This is a genomic window from Nitrincola alkalilacustris (genome assembly GCF_008973755.1).
In the GTDB taxonomy this organism is placed as follows: domain Bacteria; phylum Pseudomonadota; class Gammaproteobacteria; order Pseudomonadales; family Balneatricaceae; genus Nitrincola; species Nitrincola alkalilacustris.
The window spans coordinates 197,913-219,927 of record NZ_WBOM01000006.1; the positions used below are offsets into that span (position 1 = coordinate 197,913).

Below are 22,015 nucleotides of genomic sequence, written 5' to 3' on the forward strand. Positions count from 1 at the left end.
AACAGGAGTATGCATGCAAAGATATATCATGAGAGCGCTGCTGATCACCGCTCTGGCTATCAATCCGTTGGGTGTGGTTGCACAGGCAGCGCTGCCTGAGTGGTTGAGCCCCGTACCTCTGTCGACACTGGTTGACCGCAAAGAGGTGTATTCCGAGGATTATGTTATACCACTATCGCAGGTCACCCGTATCCAGGGGCTCTTGCGCATGGACAGGGAGCTGCGTCTGAGTGGTAATGTCACACGCCACACCTATGAGCTGCTGGGGGGTAACACACCTGAGCAGGGGTTTGACATGATTCGCAGCCAATTGATTGAAAACAGTGCTGAAATACTCTTTGAGTGTAATGCCAGAAGCTGCGGTGCCAGCAATCTGTGGGCCAATGATGTATTCGGCTATGCAACACTTTTTGGTGCTGACAGAAGTCAATCCTACCTGGCTGCCAGGCATCCTGATGCGCATATTGCCCTTTATACCATTCGCCGGGGTAATGGCCGTGTCTATATGCAGCTTGATGTCGTTCACAGCGACCGCGCTGAATCGGCCGATGTGACTGAAGATGAAGCGCTGGAGTGGAGTGAGCTGTTGTATACAAGGGGCTATGCCGAGCTGACCGACTGGCCGGGGCAGGAGTCCCTTGCGATAAGAGCCTTGCAGAATCTGCTGGAAGCAGATGCTGACCTCAATCTGAGGCTGGTGGTGCATCTGGCTGATACTGATGTCGAGCAGTCACTGACTGCCGCTCAGACGATGGCGGAGCGTGTGCGTGATCAGGTAGTGCTGGGTAATGGTTTATCTGATCGGCTGCAGGCCTATGGTGTCGGAGCCCTTGTACCTTCCGTTCTGGCCGGTCGTGAGCAGGTGCTGGTGGTGATCAGCTACTAGCCAGCAAAACATAAACGGCACCTGTACCGCCATCCTTGGGTTGTGCTGAGCTGAAGGCCAGCACACCGGGGATCTGGCGCAACCAGTCGTTCACGGAAGACTTCAGTCGTGCCGGCTGGCCCGGCTGACTGTAAGCCTTGCCGTGAACGATCAGCACACAGCGTGCATTATCCCTGCGGGCGGATCGAATGAATCGACTGAGCTGATCACGTGCCTCTTCAACCGTATAGCCATGCAGGTCCAGTCCCTGCTCCCAGGGGATATGGCCTTTACGCAGGCGTTTCAGCTGGCGTATCTGCACGCCCGGCACGGCAAACAGCAGGTCATCTTCCGACTCCACAATCTCTGCCGCTTCCGATGATAGCCCGTCAATGAACCGCTCAGGTTCAATGGATGCTGCTTCACGTCTGTAGTTGAGGCCGGGGTCAAGGTTGAGTTCCTTGCGGGAGCGGCGGCGCGTCAGGTCGGCACGATCATGCTGGATAGGTTTGACATCACCAATTGCCTTGGCAAAGTCGATATCCTCATCACTGCTTGGTATTTCCGGGTCATCAATCATGGCATTCAAGGTGTTATTTCTTTAAGATTGGCGCAACTTAATTTCAGTTTATCAGGCTATTGATGAAGATAGATCAGGCATCCGTTTGCGATGAGTTGCATACCCTGCGCGATTATATCCGCTGGGCCCTCAGTGCATTCCATGAACATGAGGTTTTTTTCGGTCACGGCACTGATAATGCCTGGGACGAAGCGGTCCAACTGGTATTCAATGCCGTACACCTTCCATGGGACAGTCATCGTGAATTGCTTGATGCGCGGCTGACCATGACTGAAAAGCGGCGTATTCTACACTATCTTCGTCAGCGCGTCGTTGATCGCAAGCCTTTGCCTTATATCACGGGCGAAGCCTGGTTCATGGGGCTGCCATTTCATGTTGACGAGCGAGTGATCATTCCCCGCTCGCCGACGGCTGAGCTGATCAGCAGCGAGTTTTCCCCTTGGCTGTCTGATACGCCGATCGAGCATATCCTGGATCTCTGCACCGGTAGCGGCTGTATCGGTATAGCCAGTGCACTGGTGTTTGAGGAGGCTGAGGTGGATCTGGTAGATATCTCTCCCGATGCGCTTGAGGTGGCCGAGAAGAACATTGCCCGGCATGGGCTGCAGGATCGTGTTACGGCGATTCAGAGTGATCTGTTTAACGAACTGACAGGACGACAGTATAATCTGATCATCAGCAACCCGCCCTATGTTGATGCTGCAGATCTCGCGGCGATGCCTGCCGAGTACCGGCATGAGCCTGAGCTTGCTCTGGGTTCAGGGGATGATGGGCTCGATATTACCCGTCGTATTCTGAGTGAGGCAGCCGATTATCTCACAGAGGATGGGCTTCTGGTGGTTGAGGTCGGTAACAGTGAAGTTCATCTGATGGAACAGTTCCCTGAAGTACCATTGATCTGGGTTGAGCTGGAGCAGGGGGGTAATGGTGTTTTCGTCATCACCGCCGCCGAACTGCGTCAGTATGCAAAGTAAATTCAAGGCTGACATCCTTGTCAGTGTCGTTTTGAAAACAGGATTCAACTATGTCCGGTAACAGCATCGGAAAACTATTTGTAGTCACCAGTTTTGGTGAGAGTCACGGTCCGGCAATCGGGTGTATCGTAGATGGTTGCCCACCGGGAATCGAGATCAGTGAAGCTGATCTGCAGATCGATCTTGATCGACGCAAACCCGGCACGTCACGTCACACGACTCAAAGACGTGAGGCGGATGAGGTGAAAATTCTGTCAGGTGTGTTCGAGGGGCGTACCACCGGAACACCCATCGGCATGATCATCGAAAACACGGATCAGCGCTCGAAGGATTATTCCGATATTCAGGATACCTTCAGGCCCGCGCACGCTGACTATGTTTATAACCACAAATATGGCTTCCGTGATTATCGTGGTGGTGGACGCTCATCAGCACGTGAAACTGCGATGCGGGTGGCCGCAGGGGCACTGGCAAAGAAGGTGCTGGCTGCTCAGGGTGTTGAGATACGCGGCTTTTTGTCACAACTGGGCCCTATTGTCATAGATCAGGACCGTTTCAACTGGGATGAAGTGGGCAACAATCCATTCTTCTCACCGGATGCTCAGGCCGCAGAGGCGATGGCTGAATATATGGATCAGCTGCGTAAAGAGGGCAACTCTGTCGGGGCGCGCATCTCGGTGGTGGCCTCTGGTGTGCCGGTCGGACTCGGTGAACCGGTCTTTGATCGACTGGATGCTGATCTTGCGCATGCACTGATGAGCATTAATGCGGTCAAAGGAGTAGAGATAGGTGATGGCTTTGCCGCTGTTAGCCAGAAAGGGACGGAGCACCGTGATGAGATGACGCCGGACGGCTTTCTGTCCAACCACGCAGGCGGCATTCTTGGCGGGATATCGACCGGTCAGGAGATAGTGGCGCATATCGCTCTTAAACCAACATCTAGTATTCGCTTACCGGGTCGAAGTATAAACTCGAAGGGTGAAGCTGTGGATCTGATCACCAAAGGCAGGCACGACCCCTGTGTTGGAATACGTGCTACACCGATTGCCGAAGCGATGATGGCGATAGTGCTGCTGGATCATCTGCTCAGGCACAGAGGGCAGAATGCCGATGTCAGATCAGATCTACCGGTTTTGAGATAATGTATTGATTCAAATGGACTTGATAGATTTTGGTCAGTGATTTGTACAGGCATTCCTTAAGGGAATACTTGTACAAAACTTGTATTTGTTACACAAGACTGTATAAAGGTCACTGATTTTGTATCGAGCCAGTCTATAGAAGTTAATAAGCGAGTTTCGGCTTTGCCGGATATTCTGCACTGATCAGGCTGGATTTTTTTGTTTAGGATGCGCACACAACAGCGCGCTTGTCTGGAGCAAACACCATGCAAGAAGCTATTGGCGTAATGTCCGAGGCTGAAGAAAACCTTACAACCCCGGTTGCACGCTGGCCTGCCTTCAAGAAGGAAGACGGCGAGCAACGTCTGGACTTTTTCATCGAACGTGATGGCCAGCGTTATGCCGGCACTCATCTGATCATCGATCTGAAGGGTGCTTCGCATCTGGATAATCTGGAAGTGATGGAAAATGCACTCAGAGATGCCGTAGTGGCCGCCAAGGCGACGCTGTTGCATATCCACCTGCACCATTTTACCCCCAATGGAGGTATCTCCGGTGTGGCTGTGCTCGCTGAGTCTCATATCAGTGTTCACACCTGGCCGGAGCGCAACTTTGCTGCATTCGATGTGTTCATGTGCGGTGATGCGGAGCCTGCAAATACGCTTCCAGTTCTGGAAGCTGCCTTCTCTCCGAAAGAGATTCTAGTGAGTGAGATTCTGCGTGGAAAGGTAACGGTCGAGAGTGATGACGCAGTACGCTGAGCAGATCTACCCCGGCTACGCTCAGCAGTTCTCGGTTGACGAGGTGCTGTTCGAGATGAATACTGGACATCAGCAACTGCTGATTTTCCGAAATCGCCACTTTGGTCGTGTCATGGCGCTCGATGGGATCATTCAAACCACCGAGCGTGATGAATTCATTTATCACGAAATGATGGTTCATGTGCCCCTGTTTGCGCATGGCAAAGCCAAGCGTGTGTTGATCATTGGCGGTGGCGACGGCGGTATACTGCGGGAGGTGTTGCGCCACCAGTCAGTTGAGCAGGTCACCCAGGTGGAGATAGATCAGGCGGTGATTGATCTGTGTCGACAGCATCTGCCGGAGCACTCTCAGGGGGCTTTTGACGATCCCCGTGCCCGCATAGTGATAGCCGATGGTATCGATTTTGTTGCGCGCTGTTCTGAACGCTTCGATATTATTATCTCAGACTGTACCGACCCGGTGGGACCGGGTGAGGTGCTGTTCAGCAGTGAATTTTATGCCGGATGCAAGCGCTGCCTGAATCCTGAAGGGGTATTTGTGGCGCAAAATGGTGTGCCCTTCATGCAGTCTGAAGAGCTGCAGACCACTTGCAGGCGTCTGGGCCCCTATTTTATCGACCAGACCTTCTACTGTGCTGCCGTACCGACCTATATTGGTGGCGTCATGGCATTTGCGTGGGGGAGTGATAATAGCAGTCTGCGCAAGCTTTCTGTGTCTGTTCTGCAGGAGCGCTTCAGCCAGAGCGGTATCACCACACGCTACTACACCCCGGAACTTCACCAGGGTGCATTTGCATTACCTCAGTATATACAGGACTCGATAGCCTCTGTCTGAGCCTGTTTCAGGCCCCGGTCGCATTGATCCCTGTCACCTCAAACCCGGCTTCTTCAATGGCGTGAGATACTGCCGCCATATCACTCACGCCAGTGATATTGACCTTGCCGCTGCTCAGATCAATATCGACCACTGCCTCGCTGTTCAGCTCCTGAACGGCTTGAGTGACCGCTTTAACACAGTGTCCGCAACTCATTCCACTTACATTGACTTCCAGCATTTCGGTTTCTCCTGTCAGATGTGAACCTGTACATGCTAAAGCTTTCCATGATGGTAAGGTCAAGATAAAAATGATAGCACTCAACGCTTGACCTTGACATGATGGAAAGGTTTATAACATCCAGATGAGTTAACGTTGCAGGGGTATAGCATGAACATCAGCACTGAGCATTCATCCGACCAGCACAGAATTGATCTGGATATTGCTATAGAGGGGATGACCTGCGCGTCCTGTGTCGGCCGGGTTGAGCGAGTACTGCTAAAAGTCCCGTCGATAGATTCGGCTAACGTGAATCTGGCTACCGCCCGCGCCCATATCAGCAGTACGACCGAGGATCTGGATATTCAGGCAGTACTGGGTGCCGTGAAAAAGGCTGGCTACGAAGCGCATCTGATCACACAAGAGAGTGCTGAGCAGGAAAGTACGGCAGACCGTCAGGAGCTGGAGCAATCCCGGTTGCATCGCAGTACCCTGCTTGCAGCAGCACTGACACTGCCGATCTTCATACTGGATATGGGAGGGCACCTGATTCCGGCCTTCCATCACTGGCTGCATGGGTTGATAGGGCAGCAGAATCTGTTCTATCTGTTATTCGTACTGGCCACTCTGGTGCAGTTTGGCCCCGGCTTGCAGTTCTATATCAAGGGCTGGCCTGCACTGATGCGTGCCGCACCTGATATGAACTCGCTGGTGATGCTTGGTACCACGGCCGCTTATGGCTATTCGGTGGTGGCGACTTTCCTCCCGACGCTGCTGCCGGCGGGAGCGGTGCATGTGTATTTTGAAGCTTCTGCAGTGATTATCACGCTGATCCTGCTGGGGCGCTTTCTGGAAGCCAAGGCGCGCGGCAGGACCAGTCAGGCGATCAGTCGTCTGCTCAATATGCAGGCCAGAACCGCGCGCGTCGTGCGTCAGGATCAGGAGCTTGAACTCCCGGTTGAGCAACTGCAACTGGGCGATATCATCAGAGTCCGGCCGGGCGAAAAGATAGCCGTTGATGGTGAGCTGGTAGACGGTCACTCCTATGTTGATGAGGCGATGATCTCCGGTGAGCCGGTGCCTGTTGCCAAGCAGGTGGGCGATGAGGTGATCGGTGGCACCATCAACAAGACCGGCAGCTTCACCTTCAAGGCGACACGCATAGGTCGCGATACGCTGCTGGCGCAGATCGTACGCATGGTGGAGGAGGCGCAGTCAGACAAGTTGCCGATTCAGGCGCTGGTCGATAAGGTGACTCTTTATTTTGTACCTGCCGTCATGGCGGCAGCACTTGTGACTTTTCTGGTCTGGCTGATCTTCGGTCCTGAGCCTGCTCTGCCACTGGCGCTGGTCAATGCGGTGGCGGTTCTGATTATCGCCTGCCCCTGTGCGATGGGGTTGGCCACGCCAACGTCCATCATGGTGGGTACCGGCAAGGCTGCTGAGCTGGGTATTCTGTTCCGACGTGGCGAGGCGTTGCAGTCTTTACGTGATGCCAGGGTGATCGCTCTGGATAAGACCGGCACACTGACCAAGGGGCATCCTGAGCTGACTGATCTTGTGGTGTTGCCGGGCTTTGATGAGCAGCAGGTGCTGGCATCTGTAGCCAGCGTGGAGTCCTCGTCCGAACATCCCATCGCTGAGGCCATTGTGGAGGAAGCCCGCGCTCGTGGTCTGGAACTGATGGATGTGTCGGCTTTTGATGCTCAACCCGGGTTTGGTGTGCTGGCAGATGTGTCTGGGCAGCGTATAGCCGTGGGGGCGGATCGTCTGATGCACAAGTTGGGATTGGATACGCAACCTTTTGAAGAGGTGGCTATGCGTCTGGCGAGTGAGGGGAAAACCCCCTTGTATGCTGCTGTGGATGGAGAGCTTGCAGCCATAGTGGCTGTTGCAGATCCCATCAAGGAAAGTACACCAGAGGCTATCCGAGCCTTGCAGGCGCTGGGGCTCGATGTGGTGATGATCACGGGTGATAATCGACGCACCGCTCAGGCGATAGCCGATTCATTGGGTATCACTCATGTGGTTGCCGAAGTGTTGCCGGATGGTAAAGTCGATGCGATTAAAGAGCTGCAGTCGAGTGGGCAACGCGTGGCATTTGTCGGTGACGGAATTAATGATGCTCCTGCACTGGCACAGGCAGATATCGGTATCGCCATCGGTACCGGAACCGATATTGCGATGGAGTCGGCAGAGGTGGTGTTGATGTCGGGCGATCTGCGTAATGTGCCGAATGCCATCGGGCTTTCGCATGCCACGCTGAATAATATCCGTCAGAATCTGTTCTGGGCATTTGCCTACAACACCAGTCTGATTCCTGTTGCGGCAGGGGTGCTTTATCCTGCCTTTGGCCTGCTGCTGTCGCCGGTGTTTGCTGCGATGGCGATGGCGGCGTCAAGTATCTGCGTGTTGGCTAATGCGCTGCGCCTGAGGCGTTTTCGTGCGCAGATGGCGGCAGATATCACACAAGGAACGGCTGCAGATAAGCTGGCAGAGGTGAGGTGAGCGACATGATGAACATCGGCGAAGCGTCCAGTGCATCAGGTGTGTCCCCCAAGATGGTGCGCTACTATGAAAGTATCGGTTTACTGCAGCAGGTGCGACGGAGCGATAACGGCTATCGCCTCTATTCCGGTGATAATGTTCAAACGCTGATTTTTATCCGCCGGGCAAGGCGTCTGGGTTTCTCTGTGCCGCAGATCGAACATCTTGTTCAGCTGTGGCAGAACCCCGAGCGTACCAGCGCAGAGGTCAGAGAGGTGGCGCAGCATCATATTCAGGAGCTGCAGGATAAGATCCTTGAACTGGAGAAGATGAAGCAGCTGCTGGAGGGGCTGATCAGCCAATGCCACGGTGATGATAAACCGGATTGCCCGATACTGGAGGACTTGTCTCGCCGTGATCTGTAAAAGCCAATGCCCCTATCATGCAGCCATAAAACCTCTTACATCCGGAAAAAGCGCAGCAACTGGATCATAAGCGCTTTTTTAAGGTATGCTTGAGTCAAGCAGGTTAAACTACGGGCGGGTCCGATATGAAGTTCAAGATCGATATAGAGATGACACCGGATGAGCTGCGACAAAGCCTGGGGCTGCCGGATGTAACAGGCCTGCATGAGGAGATGATCAATCAGATTCGTGAACGCATGCAGGCAGGCGCAGAAGGCTACGACCCTCTGACCCTGTTCAAGCCTTTCATGGCGACCGGACTGGGCTCAATGGAAGGTTTTCAGAAGATGATGATGGGTATGCTGAGCCAATATGGGCGCTCAGGCTCTGCATCCGACAGCAAGGATTAATTTCTGATGAGTGTAAAGCCTAAGGAGTCTGATGTGCGGATTCTTCGTAAGTACACCAACCGGCGCTTGTATGATACTTCACGTAGCTGTTATGTCACCCTGGAGGATGTAAAACTGCTTGTTTTGAAAGGTGAGGCGTTTCAGGTTCAGGATTCCAAGACCGGAAATGATCTGACCCGGAATATACTGATGCAGATCATCAGTGAACAGGAAGCCGAAGGCCATGGTACTCTGCTGACAAATCAGGTGTTACAGCAGTTGATACGCTTTTACGGCGACAGTATGCAGGGCATGATGAGCCAGTATCTGGAACAGAGTATTGCGGCCTTTCTGGAGCATCAGGACAGGATTCGCGATCAGATGCAGAACATGATCGGCGCGACGAACCCTCTGACCATGATGAACCGCCTGGCGGATCAGAATATGGCTGTGTGGAATATGTTTGCGCCTGTAGGTGGTAAAGAGGCTGGTGATAAGGCAGCTTCAGGTGCCACGACTCAGGGGCGTGACAAGGCAGACGAGGCTGAACCAGCCACCAAGAAGAAGTGAGTATCAGAGTAAGTGAGAAATAATCTCGCCGGACATCTCAGCTCCGGCGAGAAGGTTTTTTGCGCTCAGCGCTGTCACGTTCTATCAGCCACTGTGCTAGCGTTCCGGGTACGACCTTCTGTGCCGAACCACTGACAAACAGGCCGATATGGCCGGCTCTGACTTCCAGCTCCTGATAGTCCACACTTTCGGTCAGCCCCTTGAGGGCCTTGGATGAGGAGGGGGGGACGAGATGATCCTGACTGCCATAAATATTCAACAACGGCTGAGTGATCGTCTTGAGTTTGACTGAGCGTCCACCGATACAGACCTCACCCTTTATCAGCAGGTTCTGCTGAAAAAAATCCTTGATAAACTGTCTGAAGGCTTCGCCGGCCTGGTCTGGACTGTCGTAGATCCACTTCTCCATGCGCAGAAAATTCAGGGCAGACTCGCGGTTTTCGAGCTGCCGCGGCATGCCGAGATTTTTCTGCATACTCAGTCGCATAGGCATCAGCGAGTTGTAGCTGTCATTCAGCATCTCACCGGGGATATTGCCATAGGTATCGACGGCCAGGTCTGCATCAACATGGCGCGCCAGATTACTCAGTGTGAAGTCATCGGTACCGAAGTCAACCGGTGTCACTACCGTGATCAGATTACGAATTTTTTCAGGATGCAGCGCTGTATAGCAGAGGCTGAAAGTACCGCCCTGACAGATGCCCAGCAGGTTGACCTGTTCAGTGCCGGCATGCTGACAGACCTGATCGACACACTCATTCATGTAGCTATTGATATAGTCATCCAGGTCCAGGTAGCGATCCGCCGGATCCGGGTAGCCCCAATCGATCAGATACACAGGTATACCCAGCTCCAGTAATCGCAGCAGCAGTGAGCGGTCAGGCTGCAGGTCGATCATGTAGGGGCGATTGACCAGGGCATAGCAGATCAGCAACGGGGTCTTGCAGCTGGGCTTGCCGATCGGGGCGTAGTAGTTCAGCTTCATCTTGTCTTCGCGGTAGATCTCGATACAGGGTGTCTGGCCCGTGTCGATCTCATGAATCTTGTTCAGTGTGATATAGCTGTCTATCAGGCGACGGTTAAACGTCGTCAGTTCGTCTGCCACTTTGAGTGGGTCAAGCTTGAGTCCGCTCATGCGCTGGTATCCCGGTCTGTCGAAGGTTTACTGCTCTTATCCTTGCGCAATTGCTGCACCTCCTTCCTGAGTAGTGCAACCTCTTCTCGCAGAACAGCCAGTTCGTTAAGCTCTTTCCTGACCTGTTTCATCTGCTTGCGCATCTTATGCTGCCTCTCGAGCGCGGTATTCAACCCCTGACGGGTTGCCAGTCCAACTGCATTGAGCTGCACATCTCGCTGGTCCTGCATGAATTTTCGCAACTGCATGACGGCATTGCTGATACGTCCGTGGGCACGCTGATACTGATCGGCAGAGATCGCCTTGGCATAGACGCTTTCATAGCAGTTGACCCAGAGCGTGTGCAGCTCGTGAAGAGTGCTGATTTCACTGTCGCTCTGATTGACCTCATGCATCATCTGCTCAAGTGCTTCGGTATTGATGCGGCTGTAATGCTGACTGTAATCAGACAGCGCATGCTGATATTCCAGCAGCAGGGCAACGCCTTTCTTGATCGCACTTTGCTGCTGGTGCGTGGTGCCGACTACCGGGTTTTCCAGCAGGCTTTTCAAGCCATTGATAAAGGGGTTGTCAAACAGCAGATCATCCTGAAAGCTATGGGTTCTGAGCAGGCTGCCCAGTTGCTCGGGCAGCTGCCATCGCTGAACCAGCCACTCATTGGTCAGGCGTCTGATATGGTCATGGAACTGAGTGAAGAAAGGCGCAAAACTTAATTCAGCACTTTTTTCGTTGAGACTGGCCAGCAGTTGCTCGGCAAATCGCGTGAACTCACTCGACTGTCGGGTCAGTAAGGAGAGTACCTCCGCCTGCTGCTGAGGTAGCTGACTCCATCCCTGTGACTGCAGCTTCTGCAGCAGGGTTTGCCAGTCAGCATCACCTTCTGGCTCTGCTTTCCGGTCTGGATCATCAGTTGCAGCTGTAACGTCGGCTGGACGGTTGAGCCAGCGTCGCATCAGCTCAAGCAGGTCATTGTCCACAATACTCTCCAAATGTTCTGATCAGTTGATCTTAATATACCCCGAACGGGTTGACTATCGGTCATTGGTGTTGCTTTGCTGTTGCAGCAGAGTGACCAACTCTCTGGCGGCATTCGACAGTGTGCGGTCACGATGGTGAATAAACCCCAGGTCGCGATAAACCGGTGCTGACTGCACATCCAGGCACACGAGTCCTTCATCTATCATGGTTTCCGGTAGCAGGCTCCAGCCCAGGCCGATGCGCACCATCATGCGTAGCGTATCGAGGTAGTTGGTGCTCATGCCTGTCTGAGGCTCCAGTCCATGCTCAGCCAGTTGCTGACGGACCAGTGCATGAGTAAAGGTGCTGCTGCGGGGCAGGATGGCAGGGTGGCAGTTGAGCTGTTGCAGCGAAATGGCTGCGCTGTTGGCCAGAGGGTGTTGGGATGAAACAACATATTGCAGCCTGTCTTTCCATATCACCTCGGCGCAGATCCGTTCATCCTGATGTGGCGACAGAGTGATCAAAGCCAGCTCCAGATCTCCGCGCAACACGCTTTCATAAGCCAGCTCTGACTCATCAAACTTCAGATCGAGCTCAACTTCTGGAAAGCGTTGAATATAGTCTTTCAGGACAGGAGGGAGTCGGTGCAGGCTGATGTGGTGGCTGGCAGCCACGGATAATTTTCCACTTACTCTGCCGGAGAGGTTGCTGACCATTCGCTGAGCATCTTCCAGTGATTGCAGAATCTCTCGTGCCTTGGGCAATAGTTGCACGCCTGCTTCTGTGAGTGACACATGGCGCCCGATGCGGTCAAATAATCTGCAGGCGAGCTGGCTTTCGAGCTGGGCAACCCGCTTGCTGATGGCTGACTGAGTCAGAAACAGTCGGTTAGCCGCTTCTGAAAATGAGTGGCAATCGGCAACAGAAACAAAAGCAGTCAGTGTGGCGCTATCCATACCTGGAGGCTCCTGGAGGTTTGATATTCAAAAGATCAGTATACTGATTCCGTTTTGGAATGAATATGATAAAAATTATGAATTTGTGTATTGAGACCTGCTGAATTAGGATAAGTCACCTGTTAATGAAAAAAATAGTTTCCCGGGAGAAAACCAATGGCCGGCAAGACACTTTACGATAAGTTATGGGATACCCATCTGGTGCGCGCCAATGAGGATGGCAGTGCACTGATCTATATTGATCGGCACCTGCTGCACGAGGTGACGTCACCTCAGGCATTTGAGGGGCTGCGTCTTGCAGGCCGTAAGCCCTGGCGTCTGGATACCAACCTGGCAACACCGGATCACAACGTACCGACCACGGATCGCTCTTCCGGAGTTGAGGGTATTGTTGATCCTGTTTCACGGATTCAGGTGAAGACACTGGATGATAACTGTGATGCTTTTGGCATTGTCGAGTTCAAAATGAACGATCTGCGCCAGGGTATCGTGCATGTCGTAGGTCCTGAGCAGGGCGCTACTCTACCGGGTATGACAGTTGTCTGCGGTGATTCCCATACGGCAACACATGGCGCTTTCGGTGCGCTGGCGCATGGTATCGGCACCTCGGAAGTGGAGCATGTTCTGGCTACACAGTGCCTGATCACGAAAAAGATGAAAAACATGCTGGTGCGTGTTGATGGCAAGCTTGGTGCAGGCGTTACAGCCAAGGATGTCGTGCTGCATGTGATCGGTGTGATCGGAACGGCCGGCGGTACGGGCTGTGCGATTGAGTTTGGTGGTGAGGTGATTCGCAACCTGTCTATGGAAGGTCGCATGACCATCTGTAATATGGCGATCGAGGCCGGTGCGCGTGTGGGCCTGGTTGCGGTGGATCAGACCACCATTGATTACGTCAAGGGTCGCCCCTATGCGCCCAAGGCTGATCTGTGGGAGCAGGCTGTGACATCCTGGCGGGAGCTGGTATCCGATGAGGATGCCTACTTTGATCAGGTGGTTGTGATCAAGGGTGAGGAGATAGAGCCTCAGGTGACCTGGGGTACATCACCTGAAATGGTTGTTGCCATAGGTGGGCAGGTGCCCGATCCGGCTCAGGCTGATGATGCCGGCAAGCGTGAAGGGATTGAGCGTGCACTCAAGTATATGGGGCTGCAGCCAAATCAATCTATCCAGAGCATCAAACTGGATCGAGTGTTCATCGGTTCCTGCACCAATTCGCGCATCGAAGATCTTCGTGAAGCGGCTGCCGTGGTGAAAGGGCGTAAGGTGGCTTCCAGCGTCAAGCAGGCGATGGTGGTACCGGGTTCTGGTCTGGTCAAGGCTCAGGCCGAAGCGGAAGGGCTGGACAAGGTGTTTATTGAGGCGGGCCTGGAATGGCGTGAACCCGGTTGCTCCATGTGTCTGGCGATGAATCCGGACAAGCTGGAGGCGGGTGAACACTGTGCCTCCACATCCAACCGCAACTTCGAGGGACGACAGGGCTTTGGTGGGCGTACCCATCTGGTGAGTCCTGCGATGGCGGCTGCAGCAGCGGTTGCTGGTCACTTTGTCGATGTGCGCGAATTTGCAGCCCAGTAAGCGGAGGAGAAACAGATGAAAAAATTTACAGAGCATCAGGGTATCGTGGCTCCTCTTGATCGTGCCAATGTTGATACCGACATGATCATCCCCAAACAGTTCTTGAAGTCGATCAAGCGTTCCGGTTTTGGACCCAACCTGTTTGATGAGCTGCGCTATCTGGATGAGGGTCAACCTGACCAGGACAGCAGTAAACGCCCTCTGAATCCGGACTTTGTTCTTAACATACCGCGATATAAAGGCTGCAGCATTCTGCTGGCGCGTCGCAATTTCGGTTGTGGTTCCAGCCGAGAGCATGCACCCTGGGCGTTGGAAGATTTCGGCATACGGGCCGTGATTGCACCGAGTTTTGCCGATATTTTTTACAACAACTGTTTCAAGAATGGTCTGTTGCCGATTGTGCTGGATGAAGCCAGTGTTGATCAGCTGTTTGCTGAAGTAGAGGCGAATGAGGGCTATCAACTGACGATCGACCTGCCGGGTCAGGCGGTTGTAAAAGCCGATGGTACACGCTTGCCGTTCGAGGTGGATGAGTTCCGCAAGCACTGCCTGTTAAATGGTCTGGATGATATTGGCCTGACGCTGCAGTTTGCCGACGATATCAGTGTTTATGAGCAGCGCCGCCGACAGGAAGCTCCCTGGCTTTTTGCGCAGAACAGTTGATCGACCATGCAGTCATCAAAACAAAGCAGTCATCAAAACAAAGCAGTAATCAACAGTTATCATAAGGTTTGAAACTGATGTCAAAGAATATTCTGATCCTTCCTGGCGATGGTATTGGCCCGGAGATAGTCAACGAAGCACGTCGTGTGCTGGAACTGGTTAATGAGCAGCATGGCCTGGCGCTGAACCTGAGCGAAGCACTGGTCGGTGGTGCTGCCATCGACGCCACGGGTGTGCCTCTGCCCGAAGAAACTCTGCAGGCGGCAAAAGATGCTGATGCCATTCTGCTGGGAGCGGTGGGTGGTCCGAAGTGGGATACGATCCCCGATTTCCAGATCCGTCCGGAAAAAGGCCTGCTGGGCATCCGCTCTGCACTGGGCTTGTTTGGCAACCTGCGCCCGGCGATTCTCTATCCGCAGCTGGCGCACGCCTCAACGCTCAAGCCTGAGGTGGTATCCGGGCTGGATATCCTGATTGTGCGTGAGCTGACTGGCGGCATCTATTTTGGCCAGCCACGTGGCTATCGCACTAAAGAGGGTGGTGTACGCGAAGGCTACAACACCTATGTTTATGATGAAAATGAGATACGTCGTATCGGGCGTGTGGCATTTGAGGCAGCCCGTGCACGCAATCGCAAGCTTTGCTCTGTCGACAAGGCTAACGTGCTCGAAGTGACGGTGCTCTGGCGCGAGGTGATGAATGAGCTGTCTGCCGAGTATCCGGATGTCGAGCTGAGCCATATGTACGTCGATAATGCGGCGATGCAGCTGGTGCGTGCACCCAAGCAGTTTGACGTCATTGTGACCGGCAACATGTTTGGCGATATTCTGTCGGATGCAGCAGCTATGCTGACCGGTTCGATCGGAATGCTGCCATCGGCGTCACTGGATGTGAATAACAAGGGAATGTATGAGCCATGTCATGGTTCTGCGCCCGATATCGCAGGAAAGGGTATCGCCAACCCGTTGGCAACGATCCTCTCAGCCGCTATGATGCTACGTTACTCTTTGAGTTGTGGCGAAGTGGCCGACAGGATCGAACAGGCTGTCAGTCAGGTGCTGGATCAGGGGTTGCGTACCGCAGACATCATGTCTGAGGGGATGCAGCAGGTCAGTACCTCCGTCATGGGTGATGCAGTCATGGAAGCGCTGCGTAACCGCTGAGAGGTTGAGCTCTGCTGCATGAGCGCTAGAGCGCGTCATGTAGCAGAGCTGGCCTCAGAAGTTTTGCAATCTAATTGATATGGGGGCACGAATGAGACGTGTAGGGTTTGTAGGCTGGCGTGGTATGGTCGGCTCAGTACTGATGCAGAGGATGTTGGAAGAGGGTGATTTCGATCATATTGCGGAACCGATCTTCTTCACGACCTCACAGGCGGGTGCGTCTGGCCCCGATATCGGTAAGGAAACCCCTCCCCTGAAAGATGCTCGTAATATTGATGAGCTGAAGCAGATGGATGCAATCATCTCCTGTCAGGGCGGTGATTACACCAGCGAGGTGTATGACAAACTGCGTGCATCCGGATGGGATGGCTACTGGATTGATGCGGCGTCCTCTCTGCGTATGGCGGATGATAGCATCATCATTCTGGATCCGGTCAATCTGGATGTTATTCGCGATGGCTTGAGCAAGGGTGTGAAAACCTATGTTGGTGGCAACTGTACCGTTTCCCTGATGTTGATGGCGCTGGGTGGTCTGTTCAAGGCTGATCTGGTTGAGTGGGTCAGCTCCATGACCTATCAGGCTGCATCGGGTGCCGGTGCGCAGAACATGCGTGAGCTGATCAGTCAGATGGGTGCGATCAATGCGGCTGTGAAGCCCGAGCTCGACGATCCGGCATCCGCGATCCTGGATATCGATCGCAAAGTAGCTGAAGCGATGCGCAGTGGCGACTTCCCGGCGGATAAATTCGGTGTTCCTCTGGCAGGCTCCTTGATACCCTGGATCGATAAGGCTGTAGAGGATGGGCAGAGCAAAGAGGAGTGGAAGGGTTTTGTTGAAACCAACAAAATTCTCGGTCAGTCCTCAAGCCCTGTGCCAATAGATGGTACCTGTGTGCGTATCGGTGCGATGCGTTGCCACAGCCAGGCGTTCACCATCAAGCTCAAGCGTGATCTGCCGCTGAGCGAAATTGAGGCGCTGATCGCAGGCGCCAATGACTGGGTCAAGGTGATTCCGAATGAGCGTGAGATCACCATGGCTGAGCTGTCGCCCACCAAGGTGACCGGTACCCTCAGTATCCCGGTCGGTCGTTTGCGCAAAATGAAGATGGGGCCTGAATATCTCAATGCGTTCAGTGTTGGCGATCAGTTGCTCTGGGGGGCGGCCGAGCCGCTGCGCAGAATGCTGCGTATCCTGCTGCAAGGCTGATCAAGCCCACTATCATCTGTGCTAGAATACAGCCCGGCCTTGTCCGGGCTGTTTTTTTATATATTTCCTATAAAGGTTAAAAGCATGTCGATTGTAATTGCTGTTCTGGGCGCCACATCTCTTCTGGGTGAAAATCTGCTGGAAATCCTGGGGGATCGAAAGTTTCCCGTCAGCAGTGTCCGGCTGGCCGACAGCGATGACAAAGAAGCGCGTGGCGTGATGTTTAATGGGCATGCCGTGCGCATCACAACACTCAGCAAGCTTGATCTGGCGGGCGTGGGTATGCTCTTCAACTGTATGCCGGGTGGATTGAATGCCGACCTGCTGGCGCAGATGTCGGCGCAGGGTGGCTTTGTGATAGATCTGACCTCCTCGGCCGAGAGCTCACAGGCATACTGTGCCGTTCCCGAGGTCAATCCCGAACTGCTGGAGTCTGTTGTATCAGGAGCCGTGATCTGTTCACCCTCTGCGGCGGTTGTTGCAGCGTCGGTGGCGCTGGCAACCCTGCATCGTCGTTTTCAGATTCTACGCTTGAATATAACCAGTCTCAGCTCTGTTGCCAGTGTTGGCCATGATGGCATCAAGGCGCTTGCAGGTGAAACAGCCAGGCTGCTGAATGGTCGTGACGCCGAGCCCGAATTTTTTTCGCGCCAGGTAGCGTTCAACCTGCTGCCTCAGACCGGAGAAATTCAGGAGAGTGGGTATACTCATAATGAGTGGCTGTTGGCAGACCAGCTTCGAGAACTGTTGGCTGATGATCAGCTTGAAATAGCAGTCAGTGAGCTGCAGGTGCCACTGTTTTATGGTCAGGCGGTGGTTGTACACGCAGAAACCCAGCACCGTGTTGAGCTGGATGAGATGCGCAAATTGTTGGGGGAGGCCGCCGGGGTCTATCTGGCCAGGTTGGATGAAGAGCCCCTGACGCCTGTTTCGACTGCAGCGGGTAAGGATGAGGTGTTTATCAGCCGACTCCGTGTAGACCGCGACAGTGCTAATGGATTTTCCCTGTGCGCCCTGACCGATAACCTGCGCAAGGGCGGGGCGTTGAACGCAGTACAGATAGCTGAAGGTCTTATCGGTCGTCTTGGATAATCACTTTATAATATAAAGCGATACTCTGATCTGATGCCGGTCGGTAATCATTCAAGGCTGACTTGACCGAACAGCAGTTTATAAATAATACTTGCGTTACAATTCGGATATGCAACTCTCTGTTTTATCCTGATTATTGTAACGAGAGCTGCTCCTCAAGAGGGAAAACTGATGCTGAGAAAACTTGCCTTAAGCCTTGCGATTGCCGGGGTGCTGGGTATACCGAATGCGAATGCATTGGGGCTTGGTGAGATTAACATCAGATCTGCGCTGAATGAGCCGCTCGAGGCCGAAATCCGGCTCTTGCAGGTGCGCGATCTGTCACCCATGCAGATTCAGCCCAGAATGGCCGATGTTGATGACTTCTCTCTGGCTGGCGTGACGCGCTCGCGTTTCATCAGTGATGTACGCTTTCAGGTGAATGTATTCCCTGACGGCACCGGGATCATCAGGATGACCTCGAGCGAACCTATTCGGGAGCCCTTCCTTAACTTTCTGGTTGAAGTGAACTGGCCCAGCGGGCGTCTCGTCAGAGAGTATACGCTGCTGCTTGATCCGCCGGTTTTCGACCCGGCACCAGTGTCTCGACCGGTTCAGCCAGCGGTTTCCAGCGCGCCCATGCCTGCTGTCGTGGTGCCTTCTCCTGTTCAGTCACCACCAGTACCCGCTCCCGCCCCTGCTCCTGTAGCGGCAGCACCAGCAGTCGCTGCCCCAAGTAATCTGCAGTCACGTGCAGATGCGCAGACCCAGATCTATGTCGATGTTCGCGATACCATGTGGGAGCTTGCTCTCAAACATCGGCCAGACTCCAGTATCACCCCGCAGCAGATGATGTTGGCGCTGCAGCGCAGGAATCCGGGTTCCTTTCCGACCGGCAATGTGAATATGCTCAAGGCCGGGACGGTCATGGATATTCCCAGCAGCAGCGAAATCAGAGCGTTAAGCGCTCAGCAGGCTAATGCAGAGTTTGCCCGGCAGACTGAACTCTGGCGTCAGGGGCGTGCAGCACCTCGTCAGGAAGTGGCAGCAGCTCCAGCAGTTGACGGGAGTCGTGAAGAGGGAAAGCCTGAGGCGCAGTCTGAAGCGGTGACTGAAGAGGTTCCCAGTGAGCTTAAGATAGTAACTCCACCCGCTCAGGAGGAAACGGCCACTGAGGAACGCGCTGTCAGTACCGAACAGTCTGCGCCAGATGTGATTGATCCGGGTGAGCAGTCGGTTGCCGATGGTGAAGCTCCTGCAGAGATGACAGAGCAGGTGGAGGTTCAGGAGCAGCGTATTGAGCAGATCGATACGCGTCTGATGATGACCGAAGAGACGATCGATATGCAGCGCCGTGATATTCAGGAGCTGCAATCAAACTTTAATGAGTTGCTGGAGCTGTTTCAGCAGCAGAGCCGATTGCTGGAACTCAAGGACCAGCAGATAGCAGAGCTTCAGGCTCAGTTGGCAGCGCGCGAGGCACCACCTCCTGCGGCTTCTGGCGGCGGCTTCATGGAAAGCGTTGAGCGTTTTATCAATTCGGTTTCCTCCATCCCCTATATCGGGCCAATACTGGGCGGTATTCTGGCCTTGCTACTGGCGCTGTTGTTCATCAGAAAGCGTAAGTCCTCCTCCAAAGAGGAAGATCCGGGCTTGATACGGGCGCCTAAGGATCTTGATGCAGGCGATACGGCTGCAAAAGTGGCGCCTGTTGCGGCAGTGGCTGCGACTGCCGCTGCGGCACAAGAAGAGCCAGAGGAGTCTCCTGCTCAGGAGGAGGAGCGAATAGTGCATCAGCCGCTGTCAGCAGCAGCGGATAGCGCCGATGACCTCTCCGACCTGGATCTGGATATGGATCTGGATATTCCTGAAACCCCAGACGTGGCTGAAATGGCTGAAGAAGAGGTAAGGGTTCTTGATGAGGAGTTTGATCTGTCGGCGGATGACTTTGATGATCTTGATGAGCTGGATCTGTCCAGCCCGGATGCGGTCAATGAAGAAGTGGCATCCGCTGAGTCTGAAACTGCTATTGAAGAGAGCGGTGAGGACAGTAATGAAGAGGATCTGATTTCAGGGCTTGGTCTTGAAGATAAGGACGATCTGGAAGATCTGGAGTTTACAGGTGGCGACACAGCTGATGCGGATCTGGATGATGAGGAGCCACTGAGTGATGATGTGGACTCGCTCTTCGATCTGGATTTCGATGAGGATGATAGCGCCACTGCAGATGCAGAAGATGAGTTTGAAGCTATTGAACTCTCTGATGACGAGCTATCTGATGACGAGCTATCTGATAGCGAACTCTCTGATGAAAATGAAATGCCTGATCTTGGTACGGCCGCAGCAGCAACTGCAGCTGCAGGCGCGTTGGCTGCTGATGATGACAGCGACGATGAGTTCGACTCCGACCTTGAAGGTCTGTTGGCAGGCATGGATGATGAAGATGCCGAATCTCTTCAGGAGACCTCAGAGGATGATGCTGATTCTGCGTCTGAATCAACCGCTGAAACTGAAACAGACTCATTGTCTCTGGATGAGGATTTTGATCTGGATGACCTTGAAAGTGAGCTGGATCAGGAGCTTGATGCTGAACCTGATACCCTTGAAGAAGATGAAGCTCTGCCGGCCTCCGGTGCTATGCAGCTGGATGATGTCGGCTCAGATCTGACTGACAGCAAGGATACGGAAGAGACCGATACAGAAGATGATTTCCTGACAGCCTTTGAGTTTGATGATATCGAAGACCAGGATGAAGCCTCACTGGCTGTGAGTGAAGCGCTTTCCAACGAGACAGAAGTGCCGGACGCAGATGATATCGATTCCCTGCTCAGCTCACTAAGTATTGAAGATGATGAGCCTGTACAGCGCAAGCCTAGACCGGGTGAGGTGGTTGAAGATGAGCTGACCGCCAATATTGCTCACGATCTGGAGTTGGAGCTGGATAGCGAGCTGGATGATCTGCTGAATAGCACAGATGATGAAATTGCAATTGAAGAGACCGATGCGTCCGATACCGGTTCAGATGATATTCTGGAAGGTCTGGGACTGCTGGATGGTGCTGATGAAAATGAAACGAAGCTTGATCTTGCCCGTGCCTATATCGAAATGGATGACGTTGAAGGGGCACGAGATATTCTGGGTGAGATTCTGCGTGAGGGGAATGATCAACAGCGTGAAGAAGCCGAAGAGTTGTTAAAATCATTGTCCTGACACATTATGAGTGAAACCGAAAATCAGGGGGCGATTTCGATCGCCCCTTATCGTTATGCATTGGCTGTTGAGTACAATGGTTCTGCCTATCGTGGCTGGCAGAAACAGAGTGATGACGACGTACCCAGCCTGCAGTCTGAAGTAGAGCGTGCTCTGTCCCGTGTTGCCAATCATCCCGTTCAGGTTGTCTGTGCGGGTCGTACAGACGCAGGCGTGCATGCGACCTGGCAGATCATCCATTTTGATTCCTGTGTCGAGCGTGATCTGCGCGCCTGGGTGCTGGGTACCAACACCTATCTGCCGGATGATATCTCCATTCAATGGGCAAGATCTGTCACGCATGAGTTTCATGCACGGTTTTCGGCTCGTGCCCGACGCTATCGCTATCTGATCTACAGCTCACCCGTTAAGCCGGCCTTGCTGAGCCGAGGTGTTACCTGGACACACAAATCGTTTGATCTGGAGTCGATGCAGCGTGCGGCTGAAAGTCTGGTGGGTGAGCATGACTTCACCTCTTATCGCGCTGTCGGATGCCAGGCCAAAAGCCCGGTACGCACAATACAGTCGCTGGAGGTGACGCAAAGAGGGCGGCTGATCATGATTGATGTGAGAGCAAATGCCTTTTTGCATCACATGGTCAGGAATATCGCTGGCGTCCTGATGAAAATCGGCAGCGGTGAGGCTTCGATCGGTTGGGCACGTGAGGTGCTGGAGGCGAGGGATCGTCGCATGGGTGGTGTCACGGCACCGCCTTTCGGACTATATTTCGTCGATGTTGACTATCCTGATCTGTTTGATTTGCCGGTATCGCCACTTGGGCCCTATTTTCTGTCAGGTGCAGACTGACGGCAGACGCTGGCTTTGCTATCATTCGCCCTGCTGTTGAA

General features: G+C 53.6%; 21 protein-coding genes. 16 read left to right on the top strand and 5 right to left on the bottom strand.

Going from position 1 to position 22,015, the window contains the following annotated elements:
• The first annotated feature begins 13 nt into the window (after positions 1 to 13).
• Positions 14 to 886, top strand: a complete 873-nt coding sequence (locus tag F7R27_RS12770; RefSeq protein ID WP_151704650.1) for a DUF4892 domain-containing protein — start codon at positions 14 to 16, stop codon at positions 884 to 886.
• Here the strand turns inward: F7R27_RS12770 and F7R27_RS12775 are convergent.
• Complete coding sequence (locus F7R27_RS12775; RefSeq protein WP_151704748.1) at positions 876 to 1,445, bottom strand: Smr/MutS family protein; 570 nt, start codon at positions 1,443 to 1,445, stop codon at positions 876 to 878. The two genes, F7R27_RS12770 and F7R27_RS12775, sit on opposite strands and share 11 nt — an antisense overlap.
• Before the next feature lie 62 nt (positions 1,446 to 1,507).
• Between F7R27_RS12775 and prmB the strand changes: the two genes are divergently transcribed.
• The 4 genes from prmB (at position 1,508) to speE (ending at position 5,136) form a co-directional block, all read left to right on the top strand.
• Entirely contained in the window at positions 1,508 to 2,419 is a 912-nt protein-coding gene (prmB, locus tag F7R27_RS12780; RefSeq protein ID WP_151704651.1) for a 50S ribosomal protein L3 N(5)-glutamine methyltransferase, read from the top strand.
• Positions 2,420 to 2,469: 50 nt separating this feature from the next.
• Positions 2,470 to 3,561 (top strand): chorismate synthase, encoded by a 1,092-nt coding sequence (aroC, locus tag F7R27_RS12785; RefSeq protein ID WP_151704652.1) that lies wholly within the window; start codon positions 2,470 to 2,472, stop codon positions 3,559 to 3,561.
• A gap of 245 nt (positions 3,562 to 3,806) precedes the next feature.
• Positions 3,807 to 4,301, top strand: coding sequence for an adenosylmethionine decarboxylase (gene speD / locus F7R27_RS12790; RefSeq protein ID WP_151704653.1), 495 nt, complete (start codon positions 3,807 to 3,809; stop codon positions 4,299 to 4,301).
• Entirely contained in the window at positions 4,285 to 5,136 is an 852-nt protein-coding gene (gene speE, locus F7R27_RS12795; RefSeq protein WP_151704654.1) for a polyamine aminopropyltransferase, read from the top strand. The genes speD and speE overlap by 17 nt, the downstream gene beginning before the upstream one ends.
• A gap of 7 nt (positions 5,137 to 5,143) precedes the next feature.
• Here speE and F7R27_RS12800 read toward each other — a convergent pair whose 3' ends face one another.
• Positions 5,144 to 5,356, bottom strand: coding sequence for a heavy-metal-associated domain-containing protein (locus tag F7R27_RS12800; RefSeq protein WP_151704655.1), 213 nt, complete (start codon positions 5,354 to 5,356; stop codon positions 5,144 to 5,146).
• Between the two features lie 150 nt (positions 5,357 to 5,506).
• On the opposite strand from F7R27_RS12800, the gene F7R27_RS12805 reads away from it, so the two are divergent.
• From F7R27_RS12805 to phaR, 4 genes are all read left to right on the top strand, one after another.
• Positions 5,507 to 7,843, top strand: a complete 2,337-nt coding sequence (locus tag F7R27_RS12805) for a heavy metal translocating P-type ATPase (protein ID WP_151704656.1) — start codon at positions 5,507 to 5,509, stop codon at positions 7,841 to 7,843.
• A gap of 5 nt (positions 7,844 to 7,848) precedes the next feature.
• On the top strand, positions 7,849 to 8,247 hold the full coding sequence (cueR, locus tag F7R27_RS12810; protein ID WP_240776368.1) for a Cu(I)-responsive transcriptional regulator: 399 nt from the start codon (positions 7,849 to 7,851) through the stop codon (positions 8,245 to 8,247).
• Between the two features lie 125 nt (positions 8,248 to 8,372).
• Positions 8,373 to 8,636: a DUF6489 family protein gene (locus F7R27_RS12815; RefSeq protein WP_151704657.1), complete on the top strand. Its 264-nt coding sequence runs from the start codon at positions 8,373 to 8,375 to the stop codon at positions 8,634 to 8,636.
• 6 nt (positions 8,637 to 8,642) lie between these two features.
• Positions 8,643 to 9,185 carry a polyhydroxyalkanoate synthesis repressor PhaR gene (gene phaR / locus F7R27_RS12820; RefSeq protein ID WP_240776369.1) on the top strand — a complete coding sequence of 181 codons (543 nt, stop codon included), beginning with the start codon at positions 8,643 to 8,645 and terminating at the stop codon, positions 9,183 to 9,185.
• 37 nt (positions 9,186 to 9,222) lie between these two features.
• Here the strand turns inward: phaR and phaC are convergent, their stop codons facing one another.
• From phaC to F7R27_RS12835, 3 genes are read right to left on the bottom strand one after another with little or no spacing between them, the layout of a single operon-like run.
• A complete protein-coding gene (phaC, locus tag F7R27_RS12825; protein WP_151704658.1) occupies positions 9,223 to 10,320 on the bottom strand; it encodes a class III poly(R)-hydroxyalkanoic acid synthase subunit PhaC in 1,098 nt (365 codons plus the stop codon).
• On the bottom strand, positions 10,317 to 11,297 hold the full coding sequence (locus F7R27_RS12830; protein ID WP_151704659.1) for a poly(R)-hydroxyalkanoic acid synthase subunit PhaE: 981 nt from the start codon (positions 11,295 to 11,297) through the stop codon (positions 10,317 to 10,319). The genes phaC and F7R27_RS12830 overlap by 4 nt, the downstream gene beginning before the upstream one ends.
• Positions 11,298 to 11,351: 54 nt before the next feature.
• Entirely contained in the window at positions 11,352 to 12,236 is an 885-nt protein-coding gene (locus tag F7R27_RS12835; RefSeq protein ID WP_151704660.1) for a LysR family transcriptional regulator, read from the bottom strand.
• A 156-nt stretch (positions 12,237 to 12,392) separates the two neighbouring features.
• Between F7R27_RS12835 and leuC the strand changes: the two genes are divergently transcribed.
• The 7 genes from leuC (at position 12,393) to truA (ending at position 21,974) form a co-directional block, all read left to right on the top strand.
• A complete protein-coding gene (gene leuC / locus F7R27_RS12840; RefSeq protein ID WP_151704661.1) occupies positions 12,393 to 13,814 on the top strand; it encodes a 3-isopropylmalate dehydratase large subunit in 1,422 nt (473 codons plus the stop codon).
• A gap of 15 nt (positions 13,815 to 13,829) precedes the next feature.
• Positions 13,830 to 14,477: a 3-isopropylmalate dehydratase small subunit gene (gene leuD, locus F7R27_RS12845; protein ID WP_151704662.1), complete on the top strand. Its 648-nt coding sequence runs from the start codon at positions 13,830 to 13,832 to the stop codon at positions 14,475 to 14,477.
• 77 nt (positions 14,478 to 14,554) lie between these two features.
• Complete coding sequence (leuB, locus tag F7R27_RS12850; protein WP_151704663.1) at positions 14,555 to 15,640, top strand: 3-isopropylmalate dehydrogenase; 1,086 nt, start codon at positions 14,555 to 14,557, stop codon at positions 15,638 to 15,640.
• Between the two features lie 91 nt (positions 15,641 to 15,731).
• The gene (gene asd / locus F7R27_RS12855; protein ID WP_151704664.1) at positions 15,732 to 16,847 is read left to right on the top strand and encodes an aspartate-semialdehyde dehydrogenase; all 1,116 of its coding nucleotides are present in this window, start codon (positions 15,732 to 15,734) and stop codon (positions 16,845 to 16,847) included.
• Positions 16,848 to 16,931: 84 nt separating this feature from the next.
• Positions 16,932 to 17,939, top strand: a complete 1,008-nt coding sequence (locus F7R27_RS12860; protein ID WP_151704665.1) for an aspartate-semialdehyde dehydrogenase — start codon at positions 16,932 to 16,934, stop codon at positions 17,937 to 17,939.
• 171 nt (positions 17,940 to 18,110) lie between these two features.
• Positions 18,111 to 21,128: a FimV/HubP family polar landmark protein gene (locus F7R27_RS12865; RefSeq protein ID WP_151704666.1), complete on the top strand. Its 3,018-nt coding sequence runs from the start codon at positions 18,111 to 18,113 to the stop codon at positions 21,126 to 21,128.
• 6 nt (positions 21,129 to 21,134) lie between these two features.
• Entirely contained in the window at positions 21,135 to 21,974 is an 840-nt protein-coding gene (truA, locus tag F7R27_RS12870; protein ID WP_151704667.1) for a tRNA pseudouridine(38-40) synthase TruA, read from the top strand.
• The last annotated feature ends 41 nt before the right edge of the window (positions 21,975 to 22,015 follow it).

Coding starts and splice junctions, on each gene's coding strand:
- prmB (WP_151704651.1), top strand. CDS start 1,508: ATGAAGATAGATCAGGCATCCGTTTGCGATGAGTTGCATACCCTGCGC.
- leuC (WP_151704661.1), top strand. CDS start 12,393: ATGGCCGGCAAGACACTTTACGATAAGTTATGGGATACCCATCTGGTG.
- F7R27_RS12775 (WP_151704748.1), bottom strand. CDS start 1,445: ATGATTGATGACCCGGAAATACCAAGCAGTGATGAGGATATCGACTTT.
- phaC (WP_151704658.1), bottom strand. CDS start 10,320: ATGAGCGGACTCAAGCTTGACCCACTCAAAGTGGCAGACGAACTGACG.
- leuD (WP_151704662.1), top strand. CDS start 13,830: ATGAAAAAATTTACAGAGCATCAGGGTATCGTGGCTCCTCTTGATCGT.
- F7R27_RS12860 (WP_151704665.1), top strand. CDS start 16,932: ATGTCGATTGTAATTGCTGTTCTGGGCGCCACATCTCTTCTGGGTGAA.
- phaR (WP_240776369.1), top strand. CDS start 8,643: ATGAGTGTAAAGCCTAAGGAGTCTGATGTGCGGATTCTTCGTAAGTAC.
- aroC (WP_151704652.1), top strand. CDS start 2,470: ATGTCCGGTAACAGCATCGGAAAACTATTTGTAGTCACCAGTTTTGGT.
- cueR (WP_240776368.1), top strand. CDS start 7,849: ATGATGAACATCGGCGAAGCGTCCAGTGCATCAGGTGTGTCCCCCAAG.
- asd (WP_151704664.1), top strand. CDS start 15,732: ATGAGACGTGTAGGGTTTGTAGGCTGGCGTGGTATGGTCGGCTCAGTA.
- F7R27_RS12865 (WP_151704666.1), top strand. CDS start 18,111: ATGCTGAGAAAACTTGCCTTAAGCCTTGCGATTGCCGGGGTGCTGGGT.
- speE (WP_151704654.1), top strand. CDS start 4,285: ATGACGCAGTACGCTGAGCAGATCTACCCCGGCTACGCTCAGCAGTTC.
- speD (WP_151704653.1), top strand. CDS start 3,807: ATGCAAGAAGCTATTGGCGTAATGTCCGAGGCTGAAGAAAACCTTACA.
- F7R27_RS12800 (WP_151704655.1), bottom strand. CDS start 5,356: ATGCTGGAAGTCAATGTAAGTGGAATGAGTTGCGGACACTGTGTTAAA.
- leuB (WP_151704663.1), top strand. CDS start 14,555: ATGTCAAAGAATATTCTGATCCTTCCTGGCGATGGTATTGGCCCGGAG.
- F7R27_RS12815 (WP_151704657.1), top strand. CDS start 8,373: ATGAAGTTCAAGATCGATATAGAGATGACACCGGATGAGCTGCGACAA.
- truA (WP_151704667.1), top strand. CDS start 21,135: ATGAGTGAAACCGAAAATCAGGGGGCGATTTCGATCGCCCCTTATCGT.
- F7R27_RS12770 (WP_151704650.1), top strand. CDS start 14: ATGCAAAGATATATCATGAGAGCGCTGCTGATCACCGCTCTGGCTATC.
- F7R27_RS12835 (WP_151704660.1), bottom strand. CDS start 12,236: ATGGATAGCGCCACACTGACTGCTTTTGTTTCTGTTGCCGATTGCCAC.
- F7R27_RS12805 (WP_151704656.1), top strand. CDS start 5,507: ATGAACATCAGCACTGAGCATTCATCCGACCAGCACAGAATTGATCTG.